Below are 11,917 nucleotides of genomic sequence, written 5' to 3'. Positions count from 1 at the left end.
TTTTTTCACCCCGGAGGTGACACAGCGACTAAACGATTTTTCAATTGAACACCTTTTCTCATATCCAGAAATCATCCCCAGATCGATTTAATCAAATTGAGAATTCCCCCTTAAGGTGGTTATCATCTTCTTCAATTTCACAAAAAGGAAAAAGAAAGTCCGTCCCCTGCAATTTCATTTTTTCACCCCGGAGGTGACACATTAACCTGTCAATTTCCAAATTGAACTAAGCATCATCCTTCATGTACCATCAGTCCAGACTCTATACTTTAATCTCCCTTTGTGCATAGAATTCCCATACAAATTAGAACAATGAAAACCCATCTCCCTCATCAAAATCAGTTAACCATCTCTTAATCATGATATTCCGGGCTATTTTCATCTCTAATCTCGGTTTAAAAGGTAGAACAGAAAGAAATTTAATATATTTAGTGTTTCTGTTTTCCTGAGTCTGTAAACTGTTACATAAAAATTAACCTTAACCAGGGCTGAGGTCTGATGCAAATCTCAAAAGGAACAAAGGTAAAGGAACTGCTTGATCGCTACGATTTTATGCTGGATTTTCTCCTCGGAGTCTCCCCCAGGTTTAAACTGCTTAAAAATCCTGTGGCACTGAAAACCGTGGGAAGTGTGGCTACCCTGGCCCAGGCTGCTTCGATTGCCGGTATCTCTCCTGATGCCCTGGTGGAAAAAGTGGCTTCTGAAATCGAAAAACGTACTGGTACAAAGGTTAACCGCTCTGATGAAGGAAAAGTGGAAGGGTTGACCGACTCTCAGGCGCGTCAGGAGGTTCTTAAAGATATTATCCGTGACCTTCATGACGGAGCTGATCTGCAGAGTGTTAAGAAACGCTTTCAGGAACTGATCCGTGACATAGATGCATCGGAGATTTCCCGGATGGAGCAGCGTCTGATTGAAGAGGGGATGCCGGAGAGTGAGGTCAAGAGGCTCTGTGATGTGCATGTGCAGGTGTTCAAGGAATCTCTGGAGGCTAAGGATGCTCCGGTGATGCCTGAGGGGCATCCTGTACATACCCTGATGCTTGAGAACAGGGCATCTGAGGAACTGATGAGTAAAATAGAAGAGATCATTAACCGGATCGGGGATGCCCCCGACAGTGATACCTATAATAAGAATCGTGGTGATCTTGAAAATCTCTTATTGAGTCTGAAGAAAATTGATCTTCATTACCTGCGTAAGGAAAACCAGCTCTTTCCAGTTCTGGAGAAGCACGATATTTCCGGGCCATCGCAGGTTATGTGGGTGTTGCATGATGATATCCGGGCGATGGTTAAAAATGCGCTGGAACTGCTTGCCACAGATAAAGCAGCAGAATTTGTGGTCAGGACCCGGGAACTTATTCAGACTATCAGGGATATGATTTACAAAGAAGAGCATATCCTTTATCCTCTGGCTGTTGAGATTTTAAGTAGTGAGGAGTGGGACAGGGTAAAGAGAGGTGAAGAGGAGATCGGGTATGCCTGGATAGTGTCGCCTGGGTCGGTTAATGTTTCGGCGGTAGAAAAGAGCCCTGAGGAAACCTCAGGAAAGATGAAGCTTGATACCGGATTTTTAACTGTTGAGCAGGTGAATCTTATGCTCCGTCATCTGCCGGTTGATATCTCTTTTGTGAATGAGAACGATGAGGTCGTCTATTACTCTGATACACCGGAGAGAATTTTCCCGCGCAGTGCAGGTGTTATTGGACGTAAAGTACAGAAATGTCATCCTCCCAAGAGTGTTTCGATTGTTCAGCAGATCCTTGATGATTTCCGGGCAGGAAAAAAGGATGTGGCTGAGTTCTGGATTCAGTTGCATGGAAAGTTTATTCATATACGTTACTTCGCCCTTCGTGACTCATCGTCGGCTTACAGGGGATGTCTCGAAGTTTCTCAGGATGTGACTGAAATCAGGAAACTGGAGGGTGAAAAGAGATTGCTGGATTATTAGCGAATTATCCATGTAGATAATTTCTTTTCCATCGTGCTTTAGCACCAAAGGTGTTTGTAATCGCTCTGTTTTTGTTCGAGCACGCAATAAGAAGGGGTTCAGTACAGTTTCTAATCAGGTTAATCATTAAAATCAGTTTAATCAGTGGTCATAATCAGTGGTTTGGCATGTTTTTTCTAAGTGATATATTTCAGAGAACATATTTCCAGGATGTTGGAGAAAAATGCTTAGGGCTTTTCCCTGTGGAGGAAAGAAAGTATGGTGAAATTTCTGGCTGAGTGGTTCAATGATGGTGGGCCTTTTATGTGGGCTATTCTTGCTGTTCTGGCATTTTCCTGTACAGTTGTTGCAGATAGGATCATATTCTTCTATATAGTCTGCGGCAGGAAGGGAAATCAGCTTCTCTCTCAGGTAGCAGGTCTGCTCAATAGTGACAAGTCCAGGGAGGCTGGTGAGCTTTTAAGCCGTGGTCGTGCTCCTCTGCAGGTGTTGTTCAGGACTGCGCTGGAGAGATTTAACTCCGGTCTGCCAATCGATGAGATCCGGGAGGGGGTTGAAGAGGCTGCGATTCAGCAGGTTCCAAGACTCTCACAGAGGTTAAATTACCTTTCTCTGTTTGCCAATATCGCCACTTTGCTGGGGCTTCTGGGTACTATTACCGGTTTACAGTTGTCGTTCTCTTCACTTGCAACAGTTGATGCCGCAAAAAAGGCTGCGCTTCTGGCCACCGGTATCTCCCAGGCGATGATCACCACTGCTTTCGGGCTGATTGTAGCTGTCCCCTGCATGGTAGCATACACTTTTCTGGTAAACAAGCAGAATCAATTGACCAAGGATCTTGACGAAGCTGTCGTAAAGTTCCTTAACTACCTGAAAAAGAAGAAATCCTGATGCTTTCTCTGTTTCGCTCCAGCCATCCTCCCTCACAGACTATTGACAACGCAGATGTCGATGTGACACCTGTCATGAATGTATTTATCATTCTTATTCCTTTTCTGGTATCGATGGCTGTTTTTACTCATCATGCCATTGTCGAGTTTTCTCTTCCCCCGGATTTGGGCACAAGTGTTGGTGATGCCTCTGAGAAGCCTGTTCCCAGATTGACTGTACGCATCGGAACCGATTATTTGGGGATTGTGCTTGGAGAAAGAATGCTGGACTCGCTGGCTGTCGGGTCTGAATTTCCTTTTGATACGCTGTCTGCACGGATCAGGATGCGGGTGGCCGAGCTTGGGTATGATGAGGTGATAGTGGCATCGAGAGACAACATCCCTTTCAAGCATGTTGTCAGGGTGATGGATCTTTGCAGGCAGGCAGGATTTAAAAAAGTGGGTCTTTCCAGTGCCACTGCTGATCCGGGAGCAGCTCTATGAGCATCTTGCCGCAGAAATCGGCTCCCATTGATGGCACCGTACGCCCCCAGTTGACATCGCTGGTTGACGTAATGACAATTCTGCTGGTCTTTCTGATAAAGAGCTTTTCCTCCGAGGGAAGCCTTGTGACTCCTGCAGCAGATCTGGTTCTTCCAGTGTCCACTTCAGAGGAAACTCCCCGGGTACGCAGCTCCATTGAAATTACAAAAAAATCGGTAATCAGCGAGGGACGTGTTCTGGTTGATACCGATTCGCTTTTGTCAGGGGATTCTCTTCTTGTGCCCCTGGTTTATGAATGGATGAAAGCGATGCGTCAGAGAAGCAGTGATTCATCGGGAAGCGAACTGGTGATTCAGTGTGACAGAGATATTCAGTTTGCAGCGGTCAAAAAAATCATGTATACCTGTTCCAAAGCCGGGTTTACCGATTTTCTGGTACTGGTGGTCCGGGAGGAGTAGCACGTGGATTCTGCCCGGAAAAAGATGCTTGAACTCTATGCCCTTTCCGGAAGACAATCCGGAGGAAGAGACTTTTTCCCTGTCTATCTTCTCTTCTTTTCTCTCCTGTTTGCTCTTAGCGGGATATTTCTGCATTTGCGCAAGCCCGATCCCCGTGTTGAAGAGAGGAGAATAGTCGAGTCGGCAGCAAGGTTTATTATAGATCAGAAAAAGACGGAAGTTATTCCTGAAGTAAAGAAGAAAAAGGCAGAGCCTGAAAAAAAGAAAGAGAGTGGAAAGCCGATTGATTTAACAGAGAAGCCTCTGTTGAATCAGAAAGTCGATGAAACTGTGGAGGAAAAACAGGTGGAATCATCGAAGAAGGCTCCCCGGAGGGTCTATGGGCTCAGGAGAGTTTACTCCACCGGTCTGGGTGCGCAGGGGAGCCGTTCTGATGCGGTGATAGGAAAACTGGGAAACACTCTCAATACCGAAATTGACACTTTCAAGGCAACAAACGAGGATCTTCAGGGACAGGTTGTCTCTGCTACCACTGTCACAAGGGTTCCGCGTCTGAAGGTCAGGGTAAAGCCTGAGTACTCAAGAGAGATGCTGGAGAAAAGAATTGAGGGAGTGGTGAGGGCAAAAGTGTTAATTGACAGTGATGGAAAGATAAAACAGGTCATTGTGCTTGATGATCTGGGGTATGGATCTAAAGAGAAAGTCTATGATGCCTGCCTGAAACTGGTATTTGAACCGGCACTCAGAGGTGAGGAGCCGGTAGCTGTGTGGCAGATAGTACGTTTCCGCTTCGAACTCACCCAGGGTTGATCTTCTCCGGTATTCTTATTTGTATCCACATTTAAAGGTTCCCCCAATCCGGTATTGAAATCTTTCATAAGAAGAATAAATTCCTGTCCAAAGTTCCACAACTATTTTCCAGCCTGAACACTTTACAACAAGAACAAATTCATCTCTCCTGAATAATCATCGCAATCAGTCTAATCAGATTAATCAGTGGTCAGCGGTCCATTGCTTGCTTATTTAAAAGATATAGCCGGTCTTCACCCGGTTGTTGATTCCAGGGTCGAGGTAGGTACTGATGAGAAGTTTACTCTGTGTGTTTCTGTTGGCTGGTTTTGCTTTTCAGGATGTGTATTCAGGGACTGAACCGGGTGTAGAATCATCGATTGATATGGCAGATTCTTCGGAGAAAGAGTCCTTTATCCTTGAGAAAGAACCTGAACTGATCGAATTTGTAAAACTGGAATATCCATCTGTACTATCCCGAAAAGGAATAGAGGGTACGGTAACGGTGGATCTCCTTGTGAATGAAAACGGCGATGTTGACAGTGTAGCACTGATTAATGGGGTTCATCCTGAGCTTGACAGAGCGGTAATGGATGCTGTGAGAAGGTTCAGGTTTTCTCCTGCAGAAGCGGATGGGAAAAAAGTCCCGGTAATAATCACTTATCAATATACCGTGGCTCTGGAAGATGTGCTGGAGGGGGTAGGGGAGAATGTGAATTTTACCGGATTTCTTTACGAAAGGGGTACCAGAACACCTGTAACCGATGCTGATGTGGCGGTGTTTTTTACAGATACCCTTGCAGATTCCTCACTGAATGTCCCTTTTAGTGTCTATATAAATCAAATAGGAAGGCTTTCCGGACAGAGCTTAGAGCAGGGAAGTATTACCACCGTCAGTGATTCATCCGGAAAGTTCTCCTTCAAATCTCTACCCTGCGGTCCGGTTAGGGTCAGGGTATCTGCTGCGGGATGTGAGCCTTTTGAGATGAGGGATACAGTTGCCTGCGGAGAGGTTACAGAGGTTGTTTACAGACTGCAGAGGACAAGCTATTCAGATCTGGAGATAGTGGTTTATGGGAGAACAGAGTCCCGCGAAGTTTCCAGAAGATCCCTTTCCAGAGGAGAGGTGAGGAAAATCCCCGGTTTCTCTGGAGATGCGGTGAAAGTGGTACAGGCGCTTCCCGGGGTGGGGCGCTCCTCATTTGGAGGGGGCTCTATCAGAGTGAGGGGTGCACCTACCTGGGATTCGAAGTTTTATCTTGACGGGGTATCGATACCGATGCTTTACCATTTCGGTGGGATTAAATCCACATACAATTCCGAGGCTCTGGAATCGGTTGATCTTTATCCAGGAGGGTACAGTTCACGGTATGGTAATTCAGTTGCGGGAGTCATTGAGCTTCAGAGCAGAAATGCCGACAGGCAGAGGGCAAAGGGATTTGCCGATGTAAATCTGTTTGATGCCACTTTTTTCGCAGAGGGACCGATAGGATCCAGGGGTGGAATACTTGCCAATGTGCGAAGAAGCTATTTCGGGGATATTCTGGGGGTTGTGGTTAAAAAGATCGGTGATAAACTTAACATGCCTATAAGTGTTGTCCCTTATTATTACGATTACACTGTCAGGGCGGATGTGGATCTCGATGCGGGAAACAAGCTTTTCATGACTCTTTTTGGTTCCAAGGATGAACTTAAGATGATTGTGCCCTTTATGAGGGGTGGAAGCAGTGAAGTCGATCAGATGGTTGACAGGCTGGAAAATGTCAATGCATTCAATATGGCTACGTTGGGATGGGATTTCAGTGCGGGGAGGTGGGTGAACAGCTTGAGGGCTGCTGTGGTGCAAAGAGAGGGACTTGGATCCATTTTCGGGTACGCCAAATGGACTTATAAGGCGTGGGAGTATCTGCTCCGTGCCGAGGCGTCGTGTAAAATATCTCCTCAGATTAAGCTGACCACCGGAACTGATCTATGGCTGCAACCCTATTATCACTATGCTGTCTTTCCAAGAACCGACAAGACATTTTTCCGGGATACGATGAAAACGACATTCGGCCTTATCGGTCCATATTTACAGCTTGAATACAACCCGATTCCCGATCTGTATATAATTCCCGGACTCAGATATGATTACTACCCGGAACTGCTTTACAGGGGGTCGATAGTGCCCGAGTTCTGGGATTACCGGAAAATTGACAATGAAAAAGGGCCCAGTGGGGAGCCATCAGTGCGCCTTTCAGCCGGTTACAAGTTAAATTCCCGGCATTCCTTTAAAGCGGCTGTTGGTTCCTACAGCCAGACTCCGCAGCCAATGGGTTTTACAATCCATGACACTGTAGGTAACCCCATGCTTCCGGCGACAAAAGCCAGCCATATTACAGGTGGATATCAGTGGAAGATTTCTGATCTGCTCTATGCCGATGTGCAGATATATCGTAACACGCAGTGGGACATTCCTGAGCTGGCCACACCTACTGATATGCTTAATGACCAAAGCACTCCCGGTTTTCTGGATTGGGGACGGGCTCGCATGTATGGACTGGAATTAATGCTCCGTCACGAACAAAGCGAGCGGTTCTTCGGATGGATTGCTTATACTTTGTCCAGAAGTGAACGCTGGAGCCGGAGGGAGAACAGGTATATTCCATATACCCGTGATCAGACCCATAATCTCCAGCTTATTCTCAGTTATAAACTGCCAAAGGAGTGGCAGGCAGGTGCAAAAGTGCGTTATGTCAGCGGCAATCCATTTACACCAGTTGCTGACCGGGTGTTTAATATTACTAACCGCATCTATGAACCCAAGATGGGGAGAGAGAACAGTGCCCGTAACGACCCCTTTTTCCAGGTCGATTTCCGGATTGACAAAAAGATTATATATGACAAGTGGATGATGTCTTTTTATCTGGATCTGCAGAATGTACTATGGTTCATGTATAAAAGCCCTGAGCTCACGATTTACAACTATGATTACACGGAACAGATATCTGTAACTTCACCCTTCATTCCATCCTTTGGACTGAAAGTGGAGTTTTGACAGGAGTAAGCCATGAAAAGAATGGCTCTATTTATCTCTTTACTGCTTGCAGGATGCGGGTTGGAGTTTCCGGACAGGTATGATCGGGTGGATAATGACAGGGTCAGGCCATTGGCTTTCGTATTCGATAACAGGGGATTGGCAGAGGGGGCTCCGGGTGACACCGTGGATCTTCATGCTTATTTCGCGGGTGAAGAGGTAAATAGAATTCAGTGGACTATCTCAACTACTGTGCTGCTTGGATCTTTCGGGGTGGATACCTACTATGATGTTATTTCTCTTCAGTCCCTTGTTGTGCCTGGAAGTTACATGGAGTATAGTGGAGGATTGACAGATTCGGTGGTCTTCTCTTTTGTACTCCCGTGGGATATCATTCGCAGGAAATATGAGTATGTAAGTACTATGGGGGAGATTCTTCCCTCAGAGGTCCGCGACTCGGTTCCTCCGGAGCTACTGATGGTGAAGCCGGTCCAGGTTATTGACATTCTTGATTTTCTGGCAAGCCGTCCGGATGGAGTCGACTCACTGATGGTTGATTCGATGCTCAGGGACATCGCAGGGGAGGATGCCCCGGATTTCATGCCGCTTCTCCTTCAGGCACTGTCGGTAACAATGAAGATATTCTCTTATGTTAATGATAAATGCAAGGTTGAATCAGACTTCACGATCCGTTATAACAGTACAATCCGGTATCTTAATTCATCGGTACAGGTCAATAGAAATCCGGTTATAGAATGGATGAAACTTTACAAGGTTAGAGGCAGCTCGCTCCTTTCCTTTCACCCTGTAAAAGATGCCTCTTTAGTGGATGCAGTCTACGATTTGAAGGGGGTTTTCAGTGATACTGTGCTTATCGAGGATGGGTACAGCTATTTTCTGATTCCCGACCCCGGTACAGCTTCCCTTGATTATGGTATGAGTATGACTTCAGGAAGTCTTCACCCTGAGACTTTCATTCATGAATGGTTTTACCGCAACGATTATCCCCCTGAAGGACAGGATCATGACAAGCTGCTTGTGATTCAGAGAACGCCGGGATCAAACGATGTGAAGTTACTGCCGCCGCTTGATAGAAGAGCAAAGCATTTCAGTTTGTGGCTTGTCACTTACGACAGTTACATGGGCGAGAGACTCAGACCTGTTGGGTTCTGTTTCAGGGCATTTCATGGAGTCATAGAGTACAGGTGATATCGAGGATTGTCCTGTGTCTGTGTTATAGATATCAGAGATCTCATTCTCTGGATAATCAGGTAAATCATTCAAATCATCTCGTGTGGAAAGAAGACGGGTTATTGTATTAGATCGAGTATACTCAGATACGGGAGATCTTATTCTCTTAAAAAATCAGCTAAATCATTTTAATCAGCTTAATCAGTGGTAAAATTCTCGTCCTCCCTCGACACCCATGTCGTTTTTCGAGCCATCTGCGTCTTTGAACCTGTCAGCTGGATTACCGGCATTTATACATGGGGAATAATTCGACAGGCTGTATTTTCCTGTCCTGGTTTTGACTTTTTGTTTAGCCGTATCTTCATCGTGGATAATTCTGGCCAGAGCAAAATTCTTTATCCTGCTTTTCTTTGTAGGAACAGAGATATCCTGTTCATGAGCGATGGAATCTGCTAAAGAACCGGCAAATACCGGATCGCGGTAAAGGTTGAAGTGCAAGTCGCAGGAGTCCTTGTTTTTGTTTGTTTTTGTCAGTATTCCCAGTTCAGGATCACAATCGAGGAGATTACCGTCCCCGTTACCGTGAACGCAATTGTATTCAAAATTGATTTTTGATAACCCGTCACACCAGACTCCGGTGTTGCTGTTGAAGGCGATGATGCTGCTGGTAATGAAGGGATTTGATTCACGGGTTTTTATTCCAGACGCGAAATTTCGGCAGATTACACAGTTAAGGATCTGAGGAGAACTCTTATTGATACAGTTAATTCCAAGATAGTTGTATTCCAGTATACTGTTACGGATCACAGGACTGCATTTCATTATTGACAAGGCACAGTATGCGCCGCTGATTTCTGTAAAAGCGATCTCAGTGAATGGTTCTTCGGCGGCATTAAGAATTATTCCATACCATGAGTGCCTTCCAGGCTGCGGTTCTGAAGGAGAGAAGCTTATTTGTTTATCTCGTCGTCCGACGCAGATAAGTGCTCCTCCGAGAACCTTGATGGAGATTGATAGAGAATCTGTTCTGTCGATCTGGTTTGAGGTATCGGCGATGGGGGATGGCGCAATTATGATATTTGTGCCTGGAGCGATAGTCAACCTGACACCCTCGGGTATCACCAGGTCTCGTTCAAGAATAAATGGCCCCTCATCGGCATCCCACCGGGTATTGACTGTAAGGATACCGCCTGCTCTCTGCTCTGCTCCACAGATAAAAACAAGTGAAAGCAATAAAATGATTTTTTTCATGCGGCCGGTATGAGTTGGTTGAATTTGCTGTAAAGGTAAATACGTTTCCACTTCATATTGTCGATTTTAAGAACACAATTTGAAATTGAATTGTCGGAATTTTTACAGGGTTTGGTATAGGTCAGCAGGGATTGGCTCCTGAGCATTTCCAGAAACTCATCTGGGTTTGATGAATAAGAGGTGTTTTCGACAAAGCTTAAGAAAACATCTCCGCTTATCTCTGTTAATCCTTCTTCGAATTTTCTGATTCCTCCCTTGGTATTCCAGATCTTCTCGACTATCCCGAAAGCCTCATTATCCAGTGGCTGGAGTACCTCAAACTGTTTACGGATAAGTAATCTCAGAAAACTGCAGTAATCCTCCATTTCTTTGCGGCAGCAAAGAAACATCTTTTCATCTTTAATCTCAAGAAATCCTTTTCCGTGCAGAAATGAGATAATATGGGTTGCTTTTTGCAAAGTGACTCCAAGCAGTTGTACAAGTTTCAGCCGGGTTTGACTGATATCCAGGCCGTTGCTCTGTTTGTCGTAAAAATTGAAGAAATAAAGGATTGTTATTATGATGTTGGCGCCCTGATGCTCACTGCTTTTGTTCTGAAGGCGGCGTTTTGCCTGGTATATCTTCTGGCTTGTCATCTTGATGATAGTCATGAACCATGGAGGAACTCCTTCTATCTCTTCATTAAAAGTTTCCGAATCGAGTTGTATCAGATCGCTGTCTTCGATCACTTTGGCAGAGGCGCTTCTTGGTTCTCCATCGATCAGTGCCATTTCTCCAAGCACAGACCCCTCGCCAAGTACAGTCAGTTGCATTTCATGCTTGCCGATCATCCTGTAGATTTTGACCTTCCCGGTTTGAATTATATACAGTTCACGTGAGTGGTCATTCTCATGGAAAAGAATTGTTCCGGCTTTGTATTTTTTCAGCAGAGGTTTCATGTTCGGCGGAGCATTATTTATAATTATAGTTCTGTTTAAACAGATGATCCGGCGTTATTACAGGACAATCAGCGGATCCGCTTATTTTCAACATAATTGTATCTATCTGAAGTACTGAATGCAAGAAAAACACCTTATCTCGATGCTTAAGCCGGCTCTGTTATCGATTGCTTTCCTGTTTACTGTTTCCTGCCAGAAGAGCGGAAGAATCTTTCTTGAAGTCGACTTTGACAGTGCAAAGACCTGGCGGTATCTACTCGGAGTAGACATAAAGGGAAAAATTGTATCGGAGGGTGTGCCTCAGATTTTTAATAGTAGTCTGAGAACTTTCCTTCAGGGCGGGCTCTCTCCTGAAAACAGAAAAGTTATCACTTTTAAAGCTGAGCAGACCCGAATAAATTCCGATTTTCTGGTTGAACAGGAGATTCGGAACCTTGAGCAGCAGTTTGATAATGTCTCTCTTCTTTTTTCACCCAGAGATGGATCGCTTGATCTGACTGATACTACGGATGTTCCGGTTATTAATATCGGGGGGTGGGATCTATTCAGGAGTTTTGCGAAAGTTCTTCCAGTATTTCCGGAGAGTCCTGTGGCACCTGGCGACAAATGGGACCGTGATCGTCAGTTCCCAATTGAAACAAGCCATGGGGACGCAGTGGGACATCTTTACCAGTCTTTTGTTTTCGACAGCATATATACCTCGCAATCCAGATTTGCCGCTGTAAGCTGGATCTTTTCTTACAGAATAGAACTGATCGATCCTGATACAGCAGGTATGCTTGACAAATTTCCGCTTGCAGGTAAAGGCCGGGGGAGAGTTTTGCTTGATCTCGATGCCAGACGTATTACCACTGCTCATGCAGAGTTTAAGGCCCCTCTGGCAGATGAGTTTCCGGGTATGAGCTGGAGTGAGATAGTTCATATGGAGTACATCGAGTAAACGGATTCATT

Annotated in this window: 10 protein-coding genes; 8 read left to right on the top strand and 2 right to left on the bottom strand. The window is 45.3% G+C overall.

What is annotated here, in order from left to right:
- Positions 1–498: 498 nt before the first annotated feature.
- The 7 genes from GX089_06210 (at position 499) to GX089_06180 (ending at position 8,795) form a co-directional block, all read left to right on the top strand.
- Positions 499–1,950: a DUF438 domain-containing protein gene (locus GX089_06210; protein ID NLP02068.1), complete on the top strand. Its 1,452-nt coding sequence runs from the start codon at positions 499–501 to the stop codon at positions 1,948–1,950.
- Positions 1,951–2,208: 258 nt separating this feature from the next.
- Positions 2,209–2,841 carry a MotA/TolQ/ExbB proton channel family protein gene (locus tag GX089_06205; GenBank protein ID NLP02067.1) on the top strand — a complete coding sequence of 211 codons (633 nt, stop codon included), beginning with the start codon at positions 2,209–2,211 and terminating at the stop codon, positions 2,839–2,841.
- On the top strand, positions 2,841–3,323 hold the full coding sequence (locus GX089_06200; GenBank protein NLP02066.1) for a biopolymer transporter ExbD: 483 nt from the start codon (positions 2,841–2,843) through the stop codon (positions 3,321–3,323). Before GX089_06205 ends, GX089_06200 begins: the two co-directional genes overlap by 1 nt.
- Positions 3,320–3,781: a hypothetical protein gene (locus GX089_06195; GenBank protein NLP02065.1), complete on the top strand. Its 462-nt coding sequence runs from the start codon at positions 3,320–3,322 to the stop codon at positions 3,779–3,781. Before GX089_06200 ends, GX089_06195 begins: the two co-directional genes overlap by 4 nt.
- 3 nt (positions 3,782–3,784) lie before the next feature.
- On the top strand, positions 3,785–4,591 hold the full coding sequence (locus GX089_06190; GenBank protein ID NLP02064.1) for an energy transducer TonB: 807 nt from the start codon (positions 3,785–3,787) through the stop codon (positions 4,589–4,591).
- A 271-nt stretch (positions 4,592–4,862) separates the two neighbouring features.
- Positions 4,863–7,607, top strand: a complete 2,745-nt coding sequence (locus GX089_06185) for a TonB-dependent receptor (protein NLP02063.1) — start codon at positions 4,863–4,865, stop codon at positions 7,605–7,607.
- A 12-nt stretch (positions 7,608–7,619) separates the two neighbouring features.
- Positions 7,620–8,795 (top strand): hypothetical protein, encoded by a 1,176-nt coding sequence (locus GX089_06180; protein NLP02062.1) that lies wholly within the window; start codon positions 7,620–7,622, stop codon positions 8,793–8,795.
- Positions 8,796–8,978: 183 nt separating this feature from the next.
- On the opposite strand, the gene GX089_06175 is transcribed toward GX089_06180, so the two are convergent.
- Positions 8,979–10,028 carry a right-handed parallel beta-helix repeat-containing protein gene (locus GX089_06175; protein ID NLP02061.1) on the bottom strand — a complete coding sequence of 350 codons (1,050 nt, stop codon included), beginning with the start codon at positions 10,026–10,028 and terminating at the stop codon, positions 8,979–8,981.
- Positions 10,025–10,966: a cyclic nucleotide-binding domain-containing protein gene (locus tag GX089_06170; GenBank protein ID NLP02060.1), complete on the bottom strand. Its 942-nt coding sequence runs from the start codon at positions 10,964–10,966 to the stop codon at positions 10,025–10,027. The genes GX089_06175 and GX089_06170 overlap by 4 nt, the downstream gene beginning before the upstream one ends.
- Positions 10,967–11,084: 118 nt before the next feature.
- Between GX089_06170 and GX089_06165 the strand changes: the two genes are divergently transcribed.
- Positions 11,085–11,906 carry a hypothetical protein gene (locus GX089_06165; protein NLP02059.1) on the top strand — a complete coding sequence of 274 codons (822 nt, stop codon included), beginning with the start codon at positions 11,085–11,087 and terminating at the stop codon, positions 11,904–11,906.
- Positions 11,907–11,917 lie beyond the last annotated feature (11 nt).

This window comes from Fibrobacter sp., from assembly GCA_012523595.1.
In the GTDB taxonomy this organism is placed as follows: Bacteria; Fibrobacterota; Chitinivibrionia; order Chitinivibrionales; family Chitinispirillaceae; genus JAAYIG01.
The sequence above is the reverse complement of the archived record's forward strand: the minus strand, read 5'-3'. Positions and strand labels throughout refer to the sequence as shown.